This is a genomic window from Duganella sp. AC237, from assembly GCF_979254035.1.
The window spans coordinates 4,058,843-4,075,066 of the sequence record NZ_CEEDEW010000003.1; the positions used below are offsets into that span (position 1 = coordinate 4,058,843).

A 16,224-nucleotide genomic window follows, 5' to 3' on the forward strand; every position below is an offset into this window, starting at 1 on the left:
GGGTTTTTCTGTGTGCCTTTCCAGTCAAGCGGTGCGCAAGGTTTCCAACAGCAGCGCGGCGGCGCGCGCGTTAAGGCGCTCCGCGACGTCGCTATCGATCTTGTTCCGGCCAAGTACCAGATCATGGTCTTCCGGATGGTATTTCGCGAGCATGTCGAACACGGTGATGGTCGGTCCCTGCACCCCGCCCATGTGGACCTGGAACATCTCCTCCAAGCGGGCGCGGATCCGCGTATCGATCTCCTTGGTCCAGCCCGCCTCGTGCGTGGCCTTGGCGCGGCTGCTGTTCTGCCACAGCCGGACCACATCGTTGACGGTCGAATTGCTACGCTGCGGATCCCAGGCCGCGCTTTCGGCGCAGGCGGCCAACTCATGCGCCGGGGTTTCCTCCTCCAGCGTGTCGGTCACCGCCGTGGCCGCCTTTCGGACGGCGCGCCATTCGGCCGGGGCGACGGACTCGCCGGCGACGGCGCGCCGGTGCAAGGCGGCGACGGCCTGCAACGATGCGGTCACGGCCGGCAGGACGACGTCGCTATCCCGCTCTGCCTCTTCCAGCAGGCGCAGTACCAGGCGGCTGCCGGCGGTGGACAGGTTGGCGCCCGGACGGATGGCCTCAAGCACGGTGACGCCGAATTCCAGCATGTCAGCAGGCTCGTGCAGGTTGCCGGCCAGCGCGTCGAGCACGACGGCCAGCCATTGCGGCAGCGCCAGCTGCTTTTCCCACTCGGCGATGTCGGCGCTCTCGACCAGGCAACCGGCCAGGCTGCCCTGTTCACCGGTCCATTCCATGGCGCCGGGTACGAGACGGCCGGCAGCAACATGTGCGCACAGGCGTTCGATATGCAGGTTGCGAACGCCGGCGTAGGCGTGATAGGCGGAATTGGTCATCTCAAGCCTCCAGGTGTTTTTCAATGAAGGCGGCCAGACGGGTCTTGGTCATGACGCCCAGCAGGCGATCCACCTCCACGCCGTCGACATACAGCGCCAGCGTGGGCAGCCCGCGCACCGATTGGGCTTGCATCGTCGCCTCGTTCTTGTCGGCGTCGACCTTGACGATTTGCACCTCCGGATATTCGAGCGCGATATCGGCCAGCACCGGCGCCAAGGCCTTGCATGGGCCGCACCATTCGGCCCAGAAATCGACCAGCACCAGGCCGTGGGTCTTGATGACATCGGTATCGAAGGAGGCGTCGGTGGCGTGCAGCATAGTTTTTGACATGTTGTGCTTTCAAATAAAGTGGCGATGGCTGAAGTATGTTGCTTCCGTCCTGCAATAATCAGGACGGAAGTGGTGGAAATCAGCGAATTGGTAGGAGAGTCGATCAGTACGGTTTTCGCGCCGCTCAGGCAGCGGAGAGCACCAGCCGTTGCTCGTGGAATTGCTCCAGCGCCTCGTGGTGGGCGACGCTGACAATCGCCGTGCCGGGCAGCGCGGCGATCAGCGCAGCGTAGAGCACCGCCTCCGATTGCGGGTCCAGCGCACTGGTCGCTTCGTCGAGGAAAACGAAGTCGGGCCGGTGCAGCAGCACGCGGGCGAACGCCACCCGCTGCTGCTCGCCGCCCGACAGCTGTTGCTGCCAGTTGTCGTAGGCGATCAACGACGGAATACGTTCGGCAAGGCCGACCGTGGCCAGCACCTCCAGGCATCGCTCATCGCTGAACAGGTCGTCCTGCGCGGGATAGCACATGGCCGCCTTGAACTTGCCGGTCGGCAGATAGCTGCGTTGCGGGAGGAACATCAGTCTCGCTTCGCGTGGGATCGTCACGTCGCCGCTGCCATGCGGCCACAGGCCGGCCAGCGCGCGCAGCAAGGTGCTCTTGCCCACGCCCGACGGACCGGACACGAGCCAGCGGCTGCCCGGCGCGAGCCGCAGTCCGGCGATGCTGCTGAGCGGACGTTGCAGCGGATCGAGCAAGGTCAACTCCCGCGCCCCGAGCGCCTCGCCGTCGCCGCGCTCGACGGTAAAGCCGCTGTGCCGATGATGCGCCTTGTCGATCGCCCATTGCAGATCGCGCACGCGGTTGGCGACGGCCAGCCAGCTGGTGAAGCCCTGGTAAGCCTGGCTGAAGAACGACAGCGCGCCGTTGAGCGAGTTGTACGCGCCCGTCACCTGGGTGATGCCGCCCATCGTGATCTCCCCCGCCAGATAGCGCGGCAGCGCCAGCAGCACCGGCAGGCAGGCGAAGAAATTCCCATAGACGGAAGTGGTGAGCATCACCTTGGAGTTGCGGATCATGAGCGCGTAGAAATTGCTGCGGATTTTTCCGAACAGATAGGTCATGCGCTGTTTTTCGTTCTCCTGCCCGCCGTAGAAGGCGATCTGCTCGGCGTTCTCCCGAACCTGCATGGCGCTGAAGCGGAAGTCGCCCTCGACCCCCTGCTGCTCCATGCTCAGGCCGATCAAACGCTTGCCGACCCAGTGCACCAGCGCCAGGTTGACCACGTTGTAGACGACCACGACCAGCACCATGTAGCCTGGTATCGTGATCAGCATGGTTCCGACGCTGAACGACACCGCGCCCGACAAATTCCACAACAGCACGGTAAAAGTGCCCACGCTGGCCAGCATCGAAATCAGGCTGAGCGACATGTTCATCGTCTGGTTGACGAACAATTTGACGTCCTCCGCGATGCGCTGGTCGGCGTTGGTGAGCACCCCTTCGCGTTCGATGTCGTAATAGGCGTTGGTGCTGAGCCAATCGTCCATCAGCTTGCCGGTCAGCCAGGTGCGCCAGCCGATCTCCAGCAACCCGTCGAAGACGACGCGGCTGATGGAGAGCACGCCGCCGGCGATCGCCGCGACCACCGTCAGCAGCAGCACCGGCTTGAGCACTTCCCATTTCGCGCCCACCAGCGCGTCGGTCAGCTCGCCGGCCAGGTCGTTGGCCCACACCTGGATGTAAACCCCGCCGAACATGATGCACAGGATAACGGCCAGATTGGCGATGGCCTTCCACCGGTGCTCGGAGCGCCAGTAACCCGACATCAACTGCAACAGGCCCGGGCGGCCCGGCGCGAGATCATTCTTCATAAACGGCGTTCTTATTTAAAGCTGCGTTAGTTAAAGCTGCGTTTGACGGTCAGCATGAATTGGCGCCCCGGAAGGATGGGGACGAAATTGCTGGCCGATGCGGGCGAATAAAGCACCCGGTCGCCCAGGTTCCTGACGCCGAGGATGACGCTGAGTTTGTCCGAGGTGTAGAAGACACTGGCATCGATCTGGGCCTGGCCCGGCGTACGGAAGGGGTATGTCAAATCGTACGTGCCCAGGCTGCCACTGCTGGCGCTGATGCCCACGCCAACGCCATATCCAGCGAGCGCGGCCGACTGAAAGGCGTAGTTCGACCACAGACTGGTCTTGTGTTTTGGCTCGCCGGGAAACACCAGGTTCGGGTCGACCGGGTCGGTAATGCGCTTATAACTATAATTGAAGATGATATCCAAGCCCTTGGCGGCCTGGCCCTGGACATCGATTTCCACACCCCGCGTGCGGTCCCCGCAGTGACGTCGTAGCAGTCCTGCAGTACCAGGTAGCGTGAGCGATTGGCGAGCTGCAGCAAAAACACGCTGGCGGTGACGGACAGCTTGCTGTCGAACAAGTCCAGCTTGGCGCCAACTTCCTTGTTCCTGGTTTGCTGTGGAGGAATCTTCTCCAAGGCACACGACAGCCCCGGTTGCGGGCTGAATCCCTCCGCATAGCTGGCATAGACGGAAGCTTCAGGGCTCAGACTGTAAACCAGGCCGACGCCGGGCGTATTCCGTGTGACCGTGCTGGCGGCGTCTGAAACCGTCTGATCGAGACCCGCGTAGTAGGTCGCCGACGCCGGCGAGTGATAGCGCGTGCGGCGCGCATTGACCAGCAGGGTCCAGTCGCCATAAGTGGCCATATCCTGAAGGTAAACACCCTTTTGTTCCTGCCGAAAGCCACCGGTGTAGCTGAGCGCTGTCGAGCTGTCGCGCACGCGTGGAAAATCGATCGGCGTGGCCGGGTACACTTGGCCAAAGACCGAATCGCCCTCCCACTGCGTGGAGCCATAGGCGGTGTCGGAATGGTTATAGCCGACGGAGAGTTTATGCCGCACGGGGCCGGTCGCAAAGCTGCCCCGCAGATAATGGTCGCCGCTGCTTGTGGTGGTCTTGTCCACCTTTCGTGATATGTAAAACAGCGTCGAACCGTCGCTCACCAAAGGAGCGGCCTCATCCGGATAATTGAGGTCTGTCGGGCTCGGGACGTGAAGGTCCAGCCCCGAGATGCTGCGCTGCAGCCGGCTGACGAGGACCAGCGACGGTGTCAGTTGCCGCTCCAGTTGGTAATACAGCTTTTTATCCGTGTTGTCGAAGCCGTCGCTGCGGTTCGCCAGCGGGATTGCCGGCGCCGGCAGCAGCGACCCGTCGCGCGCGGCGAAGGTGTAGAACGGCATCGGCGCATGCTGCTTGGTAGTGGACGCGCCGACGACCAGGTCGGTTGTCTTGTCCTTCCAGCGCAGGCTGGGCATAAAGGACCGATTCGTGCGCCCGTCGTAACCGCCCTGGGCCGACGAGGCGTCGGCGACCACCCCGATCAGCCGGTAGCTCAACGTCTTGTCGTCGTTCAATGCCTCCGACAGATCTATTGCAACGGTCTTGTCCCCGTACGATCCAAGCTGAAGCGACAGATCGCGTATCCGCTCCGCTTGCGGTTTCTTGGAGACCACATTGACCCCGCCGCCCAGCGAATCGCCGCCGGAAAGGATGGCCTGCGGGCCTTTCAGCACTTCGATGCGTTCGACGCCGTAGACGCTCGTCAACGCGGCGCCCGGGTCGGCAACACCGTTGCTGGTTGCCGATGCCGTGTAGCCGCGGATCGTGTATTCCGGCGCGCCCTGCGGACTTTGGCTCAGCCGCACGCCGCTCACGTTACGCAGCGACTCCTGCAAATTGATGATTTGCTGGGTCTCCAGCACCTTGGACGTAATCAATGTCACGCTGGCCGGCACGTCCTGCAGGTAGCCGCCGCTGCGGGTGGCCGTGTTGGAGCGGCCAGCCTTGAAACTGGTCTCCGCCTCGTCACGCTTGGCGGTGACCTCGATCACCGCCGGCTTGACGACGAGGGCGCCGTCGGCCCGTTCCTCGACCAGCAAGCCGCTGCCCGACAACGCCAGTTGGACGGCGGCGAGCGCCGCCAGCTCGCCCTTGACCTCGCCCGCCATCAGGTCGCGGGTCTGGCCCGCCTGGAATGTCACTTCGCGCCCGGACATGGCGGCGATGGCGGCAAGCGTGTCGTTCAACTTGCCGGCCTCGATCGCATAGCTGCGCGTCTCGGCCGGGTTGACGCCGCCGGCCGGCTGTTGCGCGAACGCCATCGGCGGCGCGGCATAACACATGAGGCCGGTGAAGATGGCGGCTGAAAGAGACAGTCTGCGTGGGGCGGTGCGAGGGGCCTTGCGTAACATGATTGCGCCTTGTGGTTGGGGAATGAACTCATGTAATATAAATAAAGACCCTGTGTCCGGCCAATGACCAAACCGTACGGTTACCGCCATCTTCCCTCGCACTGTACTGACGTTGCGATCGGTACGAAAATGAAATCCGTCGCTCCCAACTATAGAGATCGCTTGCATGGTTAAAGGTCGCCCCCGGCATCAATCTGACACGAGATTGAACAAAAAGACACTGGACGTTGTAATTCTTCAACACGAACGGCTGTCGCTGGTCGATGGCATTTTCGACATGGTGGTCGAGCAGATCAAGGCCGGGCACCTGACCACCGGCCACCGGCTGGTATCGGTGCGCCAAATGGCCGAAGACTGCGGGGTCAGCCGCGACACGGTGGTGCGCGCCTACGAAAAGCTGGTCGCGCACGGCCACTTGGAAGCGCGCCCCGGGTCCGGCTTTTTCGTCACCGGCGGCGGGCGCACCCCGCTGCGCCGCTTCGACGCCCCCGTCGCGCAGCGCCCGGTGCTGCCGGACTGGAAACGCTTGCGCCTGCTGCAGCCCATCGCGGCCGACGCCGACAGTCCCGGCAGCGGCCTGCTGCCGGCGGACTGGCTCGACGAGCACGCCGTCGGCTTGTCCATGCGCGCGCTGGCGCGCGCCAGCCAGCGGCCGCTGGCCGCCTACGGCGACGTGTACGGCTATCTGCCGCTGCGCCTGCAATTGCAGGCAAAACTCAGGGACATCCAGATCCAGGCGCCCGTCGACCAGATCATGGTGACGGCCGGCGCCAGCGACGCGCTGAACCTGCTTTTTCAGTCGAGCCTGAGACAGGTCGGCGAAGCGGTCCTGATCGAAGACCCAGGGCCGTTTTTGCTCACCGACCGCCTGATGGCGTCCGGGCTGGCCCCCATCCATATACCGCGCCACGCCGACGGCCCGGACCTCGACGCCTTGCGCCAGGCATGCGAGGAGCACCGTCCGCGTTTTTTCTTCTGCAGCGCCGTGCTGCACAATCCGACCTGCACCCATATCGCGCCGCACAAGGCTTACCAGTTGCTGCGAATGGCGGAGGAATTCGACTTCACCATCGTCGAGGACGATACCTATGGCGATTTGATGCCGGCCAACTCGGCGACGCCGGCGATGCGCCTCGCCAGCCTGGACCAACTCAAACGCGTCGTCTACATCGGCAGCTTTTCCAAGACCATCGCCCCGGGCCTGCGCGTCGGCTACATCTGCGCCCCGCCCGACCTGATCGAGTGGCTGCTGGTGTACCGGCGGGTCGGCGGCATCGCCGGGCCCCAGCTATCCGAGCGCGTCGTCTACCAGTTCCTCTCCGAAGGAACCTACCGGCACCACTGCGCTCAGCTGCGTGGGCGGCTGGACCAGTGCCGCCAGGCGGTCGCCGACAAGCTGATCAGCCTTGGCTGCAGCTTCAACCACATGCCCGACGCCGGCATGTACCTGTGGGCCAACCTGCCGGACCACTGCGACGCCAGCGCCATCGCGGACGCCCTTTACGAACAAGGCTACCACTTTGCCCAGGGCCGGCTGTTCAGCAGCATCCACTACGATCAGCGCGACGACAAAATGCGCTTCAATATCGGGCGCACGCTCGACAGCCCGGCCCTGCCAGCGTTTGCCAAGCTGCTGGGCGCCTAACCGCCCGCCGGCGCTTGTTCGAGATACCGCTGCGCGTCGAGCGCCGCCATGCAGCCGCTGCCGGCCGAGGTAATGGCCTGGCGGTACACATGGTCCTGCACGTCGCCGGCGGCGAACACGCCGGCGACGCTGGTCGCCGTCGCCATGCCGTCGCCGCCGGCGCGCGTAAGGATGTAGCCGTTGCGCATGTGGAGCTGGCTCGCGAACAACGCCGTGTTCGGATGGTGGCCGATGGCGATGAAGACGCCATGCGCCGGTACCGTAGTCAGTGTGCCCCCGTTCCCGCCGGCTAGCACCGCGCCGGTGACGCCGGCGGCGTCGCCGAGCACTTCCTGGAGCGTATGATCGAGCTTGAGCCGCACCACGCCGGCGGCGACCTTGGCCTGCAAGCGGTCGATCAGGATCGGCTCGGCCCGCAGGCGCGCGCCGCGATGGACCAAGGTCACCTTCGAGGCGATGTTGGACAGATACAACGCCTCCTCGACGGCGGTGTTGCCGCCGCCGACCACCAGCACCTCGCGGCCGCGATAGAAGAAGCCGTCGCAGGTGGCGCAGGCCGACACGCCCCTGCCCATGTAGGCGGTCTCGGACGGCAAGCCAAGGTATTTGGCGGACGCGCCGGTGGCGATGACGAGCGCGTCGCACGTGTAGTCGGCTTGGTCGCCGGACAGCCACAGCGGCGGTGCGCTGAAATCGACCGTGTGGATGACGTCCTGCACGATGCGCGTGTCGAACCGCTCGGCATGCTGGCGCAGGCGCTCCATCAGTTCCGGCCCCTGCACGCCGTGCGGGTCGCCGGGCCAGTTTTCGACATCGGTTGTGGTCGTCAACTGGCCGCCCGGTTGCAGGCCGGTGATGAGCACCGGATTAAGGTTGGCGCGCGCGGCGTAGACGGCAGCGCTGTAGCCGGCGGGACCGGAGCCGAGGATAAGCAGGCGGGCATGTTTGACCGGCTTGGACATTATCGGACCTCCCGCTTGGCATTGGCCGCGTTGGCCGCGTCGGCCAGATCGCACAGATACCGCACCAGCAGCGGCACCGGCCTTCCCGTTGCGCCCTTGTCTCCGCCGGACTTCCACGCCGTGCCTGCGATGTCGAGGTGCGCCCAGGTGTATGCGCGCGTGAAGCGTTCGAGGAACGCGCCGGCCACGCTGGCGCCCGCGCCGGGACTGCCGATGTTGGCGAGGTCGGCGAACTCGCTCTTGAGTTGCTCGCCGTGCGGCGCCCCCAGCGGCATGCGCCAGGCGGGATCGCTGGCGTCGCGGCCGGCGGCTAGCAGCGCGTCGGCCAGCGCCTGGTGCGCCGCGTCGTCCCGGGTAAACAGACCGCTGTCATGGGCGCCCAGGGCGACCACGCAAGCGCCCGTCAGCGTGGCGATATCGATCACGGCCGCCGGCTGGAAGCGCTCCGCATAGGTCAGCGCGTCGCACAAGACCAGGCGGCCCTCGGCGTCGGTATTGAGCACTTCGATCGTCAGCCCCTTCATCGACGTGACGATGTCGCCCGGCCGCACCGACCGGTCCGACGGCATGTTCTCGCAGGCGGCGACCAGGCCGACGACGTTAAGGTCCAATCCAAGTTCGCCGATCGCCCGGAACACGCCCAGCACCGCCGCGCCGCCGGCCATGTCGTACTTCATTTCGTCCATCGCGGCGCTGGGCTTGATCGAAATGCCGCCGCTGTCGAACGTCAGTCCCTTGCCCAGCAGGACCACCGGCGCCTCACCCACCGCGCCGCCGTCGTGGCGCAGCACGCAGAACGCCGGCGCCTGAGCGCTGCCGTCGGCCACCGCCAGATAGCTGTGCATTCCCAGCGCAAAGAGCTCGTCACGGCCCAGTATCTCGACACCGAAGCCATGGTCGGCCGCCACTGCGCGGGCACGCTCGGCAAGATAGGACGGCGTGCAAATGTTCGGTGGCAGATCGGCCAGTTCGCGCGCCACCAGCATGCCATTAGCAGCCGCCATGGCTTGCCGCAGTGCGGACCTGGCCGCCGGTGTTGACTCGACGTGGAGCACCAGTTCGGCAGCCCCGGGAGGCGCGATCTCCGGCTCGCTTTTGAGCCGGCCACGCCGGTAAACGGCGTTAATCGCCGCCGACGTGACATGCCGCACGGCCCACGCAACATTGCGCCCTTCGATCCCGGCGAACGGCAGTGCCAGCACGGCCTGATCGGCCTTGACGGTTTTCAGGCGGCACAGTGCCTCGGCCACCACTTTGACAAAGGTGCTTTCTGTCAGTCCCTGGCGGCTTCCGAGCCCCAGAAGGAGCACGCGTTCGGCGCCGGTTTCGCTCGCCAGCCGCAGCATGCAGCTCGATCCGGGCTTGCCCGACAGGTCACCGGCCCTGACCGCCGCCTGCAGCACGCCGGAAACGTCTAACAGGGAAGCTTCGGCCGTCAACGAGCCGTCGTCGAACACGCCAACCGCGATACAGCCCACGCGAATGGATGCCAGGTCGTCAACCAAGTTCAAGGATACTTTCAATCGCTGCTCCATCTGGTTTGAAAGCGTCCATGCTAGGGTATGGAGAGACTTCAAATCATCACGGAAATAGCGACAGTCGCCCCACTGTCGGCATAAGCTGCCAGTACGTAAAATCGCCGCCGGCGTGCGCCGACGCGCAGTTTCTCGCGCACGCCATCCCTATTCCAGCGATTAGATTGAACATCGACCGCGATTAATATCGCCGAATCACTAAAACACTCAGGAGACTAAACTGAAAACACAAATCGAGGCTTCTCCCCAGCGGCGGAGCTTCCTGCGCTTTTCCGCGCTCAGCATCGCCGCGCCCGCCGCAGGCGTCCTGCTCGGCGCCTGCGGCGGGGAATCGGCGCCGGTCACCGCTCAATCGGTGTCGGAGTCGCTCAACTTTCCGGTAGTGCCCGCAGGAATACGCCGCATGGCGTTCAGCGCCGACGGCACCAAACTGGCCTTGAATGAATACGGCAACCCGCTTGGCAAACCGATTCTGTTCATCCACGGTTTCTCGCAAAGCCGCCTGTGCTGGTTACGTCAGTTCACCGATGCCGCCCTTTTGGCGAGATATCGGATCTGCACCATGGACTTGCGCGGACACGGCGACTCGGACAAACCGGCAGGGCCCTACACGCCCGAAGACAAGGGCGTCCGACGTCAAGGCGGCGATTACGGCGCTGGGCTTGGTCAAGCCAGCGATAGTGGGCTGGTCCTTCGGCGGCGTGGTCACGCTCGACTACCTCGTTACCTACGGGCCGGGCAGCGTTTCAACGGTCATGTTTGTGGATGCGGGATACGGCAACAGCTCGGCGGCCGGGGCGCCTTCACTGTTTGGCACCGGCCTGACCGACAATGTACCGCTGATGCTGTCCGCCGACGCCGCTGAAAACGCCCGTGGGACCTTACAGTTCCTGCAAGCCTGCAGCGCCGCGCCGTTACCTCATTCGGATCTTGCGTTCGCGCTGGCGTACAACATGCTGGCGACGCCAGGCGGCGCTGACTGGCCGGCCGGGCGTGCCGGAAGACTATGACAAGAACGTCATGGCCGCGCTCAGGCTGGCGGGCGTGCCGGTGCTGGCCATGACCGACGCGCAGGACAACATCGTGCTGCCGTTCGCTGCACGCGACATCGCTACCGCCACCGGGGGGGGCGCTGATGACCTATCCAAACGTGGGGCACATGCCGTTTGTCGAGGCGAGCACGCGCTTTAACGCCGACCTGGCGGCTTTGGTCGGCTAATCCGGATGGCGTCGCCGGCCCGCGCTGGCCGGCGACGCCATCCCCTGGTCCGCCAGGTCCGCCGCCAGGTGTGTCGTAAAAACGAGCTCGCCACGGCTTCGCACCCCCGCCTTGTCCATCAGCCTCGCCAGGTGCGTGCGCACCGTCCAGTAGCTTATTCCCAGCGAGCGGGCGACCATCTTGTCGGTCGCCCCTCGCACCACCAACTGCAGCACCTCGCGCTCACGCGGTGTGAACGCTGGCGGCGGCGCCTGGGGCGTGGTGGCGGCATGGCGATCGGCGGTCTGGCGCGCGCAAACGCCCGGCGAGGTGGGCGCGCAACACATTGAGCAGCGTGATCTCGCGTTGGTCTAATGGCTTTGCCCCTGGCGCGCGCCAGACGCGGAAGTCGCCCAACATTTGCCTTCCTTCATAAAGGTACAGGTCGACGCCTTCGGCGAGGTGGTTCTGCCGCAGGAAGTCGGCTTAGTATTCGCTCGCCTCCAGCACATGTTTCGGGAGCGCGGCGTAAATCGAGTGCGCGGTGCGATACTTCCTGAGCACAGGCGAGATCGGATCGATGAACTGGTAGTGCTGTTGGTAGCGGGCCAACTAGAAACCGGTTGGGGGTGCGTCTATTTAACCGTACCACGCGTAGCGTGGCTATCACAGAAGCGGGCGAGCAATTTTTAGCGCGGGTACGACCCGCCTTAGGCGCCCTAAACGGTTCTGTCGCATTAGCGAACGCTGCGGGCCGGTCGGGTAAACTGCGGTGCCGAATCCACGACAAATCGAGATGCTCAACTTCAAAGGTATGCGCTTTCCAATCGACGTGATCCTGGTCTGTATCCGCTGGTACGCGGCCTACTCGCTGAGCTACCGGCACCTCGAGGAGATCATGGAAGAGCGCGGCGTGTCGGTCGACCATTCATCGATCAACCGGTGGGCGATTCGTTTCCTGCCACTCATCGAGAAGATGGCCCGGAAACACAAGCGCTCGGTCGGCGGCAGCTGGCGCATGGATGAGACGTACATCAAGGTCAAGGGCGTCTGGAAATATCTCTACCGTGCTGTCGACAAGCAGGGCAAGACTGTCGACTTCCCGCTGACGGCTAAGCGATATGGCTGCGGCGAAGCGCGTCTTCGACAAGGCCATGGGAGCGAACGGCGATCCGGACAAGGTCGCGATGGACAAGAGCGGCGCCAACAAGGCGGCCATGGATGCGATCAACGCCGGCCGCGACGTGCCGATCTTGGTGCACCAGGTTAAATACCTCAACAACATCGTCGAGCAGGACCATCGCGCCATCAAGCGGATGACCAGGCGGATGCTCAACTTCAAATCGTTCCGGTCCGCCGGCTCCGTACTCGCCGGCATCGAGCTGATGCACATGATCCGCAAGGGCCAGTTCGCAATCGACCGTGCGGAGGCCATGTCGTTCGCGGACCAATTTTCTGTCCTGGCAGGAGTGGTTCGTCCAGTTTGAGCGTGCCGTACCGTTCCGGGGAAATCTGGTCGTTGGATCAATAACGCGACAGAACCCGAAATTATCGGTGTAACCTGGAACATAGCCCATAGGCCAGAAGATGGTATCCATGTGAACTCCTCGTATCGAAGAAAACCATTTTGCCCGCCCTTGTACCATAATTCCAATCTCATATTTTTATCACTCCCATTGGCTGAACTGATATCAAAATATGGCCGGGTGGCGCTCGGGATCCATGCCACGATAAGCAGAAAGCGCAGCGCATGAAGCGAAACGCAATGGTCGCGCATGTCGCCAAGCCTATACTTGAGTCAACATTTCGCTACGAGGTGTACCCGCCTGGCCAGGCACCCAAAATGATTCGATGATGTGATAAGCCTGGAGACACTAAGATGAAACGCACGACTATGGGCGCTTGCCTGCTGCTATCGCTGGCCGCCTGCGGCTCGGACAATGGCCCCATTGCCACTGTGGCCGCAACCCCCACCGCGCCGGCGACGCCGGTCGGCGCTTACGACAGCGCCCTGGCGTTCGACAAGACGAAGTACACCACCATCAATGTCACCATCGACGGTGTGAACACGCCGGTACGCTGGTACAAGGAAGTCTGCTACGTCGGCAAGCCGATCCTGATGGCCACCAGCCAGACCGGCATGTTCGGCGCCAGCACCCTGGCCAATCCGCAGTGCGGCTACCAGAGCATGAACGTGTTTGTCCCGGAAACCGCCGCTGCCAGCCAGGACGCGGCCATCTACTTCGCTGTCAACAACGGCGGCTGGATGGCCAGCTACATCAAGGCCAGCATCGCCGACGGCGCCAGCTTCAACAGCAGCGCCAGCAATGTCGGCGCGGCGATCAAGGCGGGCTACGTTTACATCGACATCGCCACGCGCGGCCGCGGCATCGTCGCCGCCGATGGCAGTTATCCCGGCAAGGCGCCGGCGGCGATCGTCGACGCCAAGGCCGCGGTGCGCTACCTGCGCCTGAACGACGCCGTCATGCCCGGCAACGCCAACCACATCGTGGTGAACGGCACCAGCGGCGGCGGCGGCTTGTCCGCCGCGCTGGGCGCGTCGGGCAACAGCAGCGACTACCTGCCCTATCTGGCCGCCATCGGCGCCGCCGGCGTCACATCGGCGGGGGCAAGCATGCTGCGTGACGATGTGTTGGCGATCAACGCCTATTGTCCGATCACGGACCTGGGCAATGCCGATCTCCACTACGAGTGGATGTACAACATCCTGAACACCCGCCAGACGGTCGGCGGCCAGCCGAATCCGGCGGGCAGCGCGACGCTGATGGCGAAGTTCGTGGCCTATCAGGCAAACCTGGGGCTGAAGGACGCCAGCGGCGCGGCGCTGACCGCCTCCACGATGCTGGAAACGGTCAAGCAGGAAGTGATACGCTCGGCGGAAACCTATCTGGCATCCGGCGGCAAGATCCCCGCCCTGGGCGAACTGATGACCTATAGCAGCGGCATGGGAACGGCCGCTTCCACCAAGACGTATGTCAACGACTGGATCTCGGTCGACAACGGCGCCAAAAAAGTGACGTCGCTGGATATGGAGAAGTACCTGAAGTTTGTGGCCACACAAGCGACGCTCAAGGCCACGCCGGCCTTCGACCAGACCGGGCTGACCATCACCGGCGCCGCCGGCGAGTCCAATATGTTCGGCGCGGCCACGCAGATCTATTCCAACTTCACCGAGTACAGCTGGGATAACAACGATGTGGCCGGCGATGGCGTCGGCTATAAGGACACCGGCTTGTCGTGGTCCCAATATTCCACGCTGCCGACCACCGATGTCCTTGCCCAGGTCAAGCTGATCAACCCGATGGCCTATCTCGGTGGCGCCAGCACCACGTCGCCATACTGGTATGTGCGGCACGGCACGCGTGACCGCGACACCTCGTTTACCGTGTCGCTGAACCTCAGCCGCGCGCTGGCGGCGGATGCCAAGGTTCAGGACGTCAACTATCGCCTGGCCTGGGATCAACCGCACGCTGGAAATTACGATGTACCTGAAGCCATGGCCTGGATCGCCCAGACATTGAAAGCGGCTGCGGCGAAAGGTCTGTAATCGGCATAGGGGCGGCCAGTATAACTGGCCGGTCCCCTGCCACACCACCCGGCATGCGGGTCCGCACCGGGCGGTTCAAGTAGTTGAGGTTAGGAGAGGCGAGGTACGCCAAGGCGGTCGAAGTAGGCAATCGTGAGCACTGTTTTCAACAGGCGATCAGCGTTGCGCCACCAGTGGCGGCTGTTTGCCGCGACCTTTCTTGCGACCGAGGCCGCAGCCCCGAGCTGAAGCAGTTCCCGATGCATGGTTTTCCCGTGCTTCCAGTGCTTGAGCTGGATCGCTCGTAGCCTGTGACGCAGCCACTCATCAAGTTGCCTCCAAATCTTGGGGGTTTGGGCCAGCTTGAAGTACCCTTTCCAGCCTAGCATATAGGTTCGCAGCTTTTCGACGATCTGGGACATGCTGCGCCCGACAGAACGTCTTGTCAGTTCACGGATGCGCTGTTTAAACGTTGCCAGCGGTTTCTCCGCAACTTTCAATTTCACCACTTTCCCGGGTGCCACCCAGAAGTTGTAACCAAGAAACTTGCGACCGAATGCACTGCCGACCGCGCTCTTACTTTCGTTGACCACGAGATGCAACTTGTCGTAGAGGCGGCGCAGCAGCACCATCACCCGCTCGCCAGCACGTCTACTGCGAACGTACACGTTCGCGTCATCGGCATAGCGTGCGAAGCAATGACCACGTCGTTCCAGTTCCTTATCCACTTCATCAAGCAAGACGTTTGCCAGCAACGGCGAGAGCGGGCCGCCTTGCGGCGTGCCCTCATGCCGCGACTGCACCAGGCCATGGTCCATGATGCCGCTGTTCAGATAAGCACGGACCAACCGGATCACGCCGGCGTCGTCGATGCGTTTCCGTAAGCGGTCGATCAGGATGTCATGGTTGACCCGATCGAAGAATTTCGACAGGTCCACGTCTACCACGACCCGTCGTCCCGACTGGACATACGCTTGAGCGGCAAGCACCGCATCCTGCGCACGCCGGCCCGGACGGAAACCGTAGCTATGCTCGCTAAATGTTGGGTCAAGAATCGGTTGCAACACCTGAAGCAGTGCTTGCTGGATCAGCCGATCCGTCACCGTCGGAATGCCAAGCTCGCGCTCGCCACCATCGGGCTTCGGGATCGTTACCCTGCGTACCGGACTGGGCCGATACGTCCCTGCCAGGAGTTGTTGACGTATTTCCGGCCAAGCCAGCGCCAGATAGCGCGAGGTTTCGTCGATGTCCCGACCATCCACCCCGGCTGCGCCCTTGTTGGCACGCACACGCTTAAACGCCTGCAGCAGATTCTCCCTTCTCAACGCTGCACGCAGCAGCATTGATCCTGCGTCTCCTGACGCATGACGCGGGCAACAAGCTTCGTCGCTGGAGGTTGCGGCCAAAGCTTCACCCTGACCTACGGCCTCCCGCCCCGCTTTCGCGGGCATCTGACGCATTACCTGTCGCATCGACATGCCGGATAACACTCCTACCCGTTTGGTCCTTCATCGGCGGGGTCGAGCCTTCCCGGCGCTACCACCAACTACTATGACCTCTGCTGAGACCCTGCTACGGCAGCGCCGCCGTCCTTTCAGACGCAAGGCAGGGCGTCCCCAGGTAAGGGCCGCACTCCTTCATCACACAACCGCCGCATCTACGCCGCTCCGCTTTGACCACAAGGGCTTTACGGTTTTATGCCCGCTCGCCCTGCTCGGCAGCGCCTTCTATACGGTTCGTGTACCTCGGCTCATGATTTACGATTCACGCTTCCTTCCCACGGTCAGTTGCCCTTCCGCAGTTGCGCTTCACTTCGTTCACTGTGGTCAGCTCACGGTGGGACTTTCACCCACAGGAGCGCGCCCATGCTGGGCGCACACAAGAAAAAAGGCATCGCAAGCGAT

The 16,224-nt window shown here is 63.4% G+C and carries 14 protein-coding genes and 2 pseudogenes; 6 read left to right on the forward strand and 10 right to left on the reverse strand.

All coding sequences use genetic code 11. The features are described 5' to 3' along the window. Positions 1-24: 24 nt before the first annotated feature. The 5 genes and pseudogenes from AC0IYS_RS17910 to AC0IYS_RS17930 all read right to left on the reverse strand — a co-directional run. A complete protein-coding gene (locus tag AC0IYS_RS17910) occupies positions 25-888 on the reverse strand; it encodes a hypothetical protein (protein ID WP_471706453.1) in 864 nt (287 codons plus the stop codon). A 1-nt stretch (position 889) separates the two neighbouring features. After that, positions 890-1,219, reverse strand: a complete 330-nt coding sequence (gene trxA, locus AC0IYS_RS17915; protein ID WP_471706454.1) for a thioredoxin — start codon at positions 1,217-1,219, stop codon at positions 890-892. Positions 1,220-1,343: 124 nt separating this feature from the next. Then, on the reverse strand, positions 1,344-3,032 hold the full coding sequence (locus tag AC0IYS_RS17920) for an ABC transporter ATP-binding protein/permease (RefSeq protein WP_471706455.1): 1,689 nt from the start codon (positions 3,030-3,032) through the stop codon (positions 1,344-1,346). 26 nt (positions 3,033-3,058) lie between these two features. Continuing rightward, positions 3,059-3,664: a TonB-dependent receptor domain-containing protein gene (locus AC0IYS_RS17925; protein WP_471708899.1), complete on the reverse strand. Its 606-nt coding sequence runs from the start codon at positions 3,662-3,664 to the stop codon at positions 3,059-3,061. Next, positions 3,553-5,601, reverse strand: a pseudogene (locus AC0IYS_RS17930) (TonB-dependent siderophore receptor); the annotation flags it as partial. The pseudogene AC0IYS_RS17930 and the gene AC0IYS_RS17925, both read right to left, overlap by 112 nt. A 37-nt stretch (positions 5,602-5,638) precedes the next feature. Between AC0IYS_RS17930 and AC0IYS_RS17935 the strand changes: the two are divergent. After that, positions 5,639-7,078 carry an aminotransferase-like domain-containing protein gene (locus AC0IYS_RS17935; RefSeq protein WP_471706456.1) on the forward strand — a complete coding sequence of 480 codons (1,440 nt, stop codon included), beginning with the start codon at positions 5,639-5,641 and terminating at the stop codon, positions 7,076-7,078. Here AC0IYS_RS17935 and trxB read toward each other — a convergent pair. Together trxB and AC0IYS_RS17945 are read right to left on the reverse strand one after the other, a co-directional pair. Beyond that, on the reverse strand, positions 7,075-8,040 hold the full coding sequence (gene trxB / locus AC0IYS_RS17940; protein WP_471706457.1) for a thioredoxin-disulfide reductase: 966 nt from the start codon (positions 8,038-8,040) through the stop codon (positions 7,075-7,077). The two genes, AC0IYS_RS17935 and trxB, sit on opposite strands and share 4 nt — an antisense overlap. Continuing rightward, positions 8,040-9,563 carry a leucyl aminopeptidase gene (locus tag AC0IYS_RS17945; protein WP_471706458.1) on the reverse strand — a complete coding sequence of 508 codons (1,524 nt, stop codon included), beginning with the start codon at positions 9,561-9,563 and terminating at the stop codon, positions 8,040-8,042. The genes trxB and AC0IYS_RS17945 overlap by 1 nt, the downstream gene beginning before the upstream one ends. A 415-nt stretch (positions 9,564-9,978) precedes the next feature. Between AC0IYS_RS17945 and AC0IYS_RS17950 the strand changes: the two are divergent. The 3 genes and pseudogenes from AC0IYS_RS17950 to AC0IYS_RS17960 all read left to right on the forward strand — a co-directional run. Continuing rightward, positions 9,979-10,185, forward strand: a pseudogene (locus AC0IYS_RS17950) (alpha/beta fold hydrolase); the annotation flags it as partial. A 52-nt stretch (positions 10,186-10,237) separates the two neighbouring features. Beyond that, a complete protein-coding gene (locus AC0IYS_RS17955) occupies positions 10,238-10,585 on the forward strand; it encodes a hypothetical protein (RefSeq protein ID WP_471708966.1) in 348 nt (115 codons plus the stop codon). Then, positions 10,569-10,766, forward strand: a complete 198-nt coding sequence (locus AC0IYS_RS17960; RefSeq protein ID WP_471706459.1) for a hypothetical protein — start codon at positions 10,569-10,571, stop codon at positions 10,764-10,766. Before AC0IYS_RS17955 ends, AC0IYS_RS17960 begins: the two co-directional genes overlap by 17 nt. Before the next feature lie 24 nt (positions 10,767-10,790). On the opposite strand, the gene AC0IYS_RS17965 is transcribed toward AC0IYS_RS17960, so the two are convergent. Then, positions 10,791-11,120 carry a helix-turn-helix domain-containing protein gene (locus AC0IYS_RS17965; protein WP_471706460.1) on the reverse strand — a complete coding sequence of 110 codons (330 nt, stop codon included), beginning with the start codon at positions 11,118-11,120 and terminating at the stop codon, positions 10,791-10,793. 139 nt (positions 11,121-11,259) lie between these two features. After that, entirely contained in the window at positions 11,260-11,385 is a 126-nt protein-coding gene (locus tag AC0IYS_RS17970; protein ID WP_471706461.1) for a hypothetical protein, read from the reverse strand. Positions 11,386-11,569: 184 nt separating this feature from the next. On the opposite strand from AC0IYS_RS17970, the gene AC0IYS_RS17975 reads away from it, so the two are divergent. Then, positions 11,570-12,260 (forward strand): IS6 family transposase gene (locus tag AC0IYS_RS17975; protein WP_471706462.1). Its coding sequence is split into 2 segments (ribosomal slippage): positions 11,570-11,889 and positions 11,888-12,260, totalling 693 coding nucleotides; the frame shifts between segments, so codons are not numbered across the junction. 392 nt (positions 12,261-12,652) lie between these two features. After that, complete coding sequence (locus AC0IYS_RS17980) at positions 12,653-14,341, forward strand: subtype B tannase (protein WP_471706463.1); 1,689 nt, start codon at positions 12,653-12,655, stop codon at positions 14,339-14,341. Between the two features lie 89 nt (positions 14,342-14,430). Here the strand turns inward: AC0IYS_RS17980 and ltrA are convergent, their stop codons facing one another. Then, positions 14,431-15,798: a group II intron reverse transcriptase/maturase gene (ltrA, locus tag AC0IYS_RS17985; protein WP_471706464.1), complete on the reverse strand. Its 1,368-nt coding sequence runs from the start codon at positions 15,796-15,798 to the stop codon at positions 14,431-14,433. Between the last annotated feature and the right edge of the window lie 426 nt (positions 15,799-16,224).

Coding starts and splice junctions, on each gene's coding strand:
- AC0IYS_RS17910 (WP_471706453.1), bottom strand. CDS start 888: ATGACCAATTCCGCCTATCACGCCTACGCCGGCGTTCGCAACCTGCAT.
- trxA (WP_471706454.1), bottom strand. CDS start 1,219: ATGTCAAAAACTATGCTGCACGCCACCGACGCCTCCTTCGATACCGAT.
- AC0IYS_RS17920 (WP_471706455.1), bottom strand. CDS start 3,032: ATGAAGAATGATCTCGCGCCGGGCCGCCCGGGCCTGTTGCAGTTGATG.
- trxB (WP_471706457.1), bottom strand. CDS start 8,040: ATGTCCAAGCCGGTCAAACATGCCCGCCTGCTTATCCTCGGCTCCGGT.
- AC0IYS_RS17965 (WP_471706460.1), bottom strand. CDS start 11,120: ATGTGTTGCGCGCCCACCTCGCCGGGCGTTTGCGCGCGCCAGACCGCC.
- AC0IYS_RS17980 (WP_471706463.1), top strand. CDS start 12,653: ATGAAACGCACGACTATGGGCGCTTGCCTGCTGCTATCGCTGGCCGCC.
- ltrA (WP_471706464.1), bottom strand. CDS start 15,798: ATGTCGATGCGACAGGTAATGCGTCAGATGCCCGCGAAAGCGGGGCGG.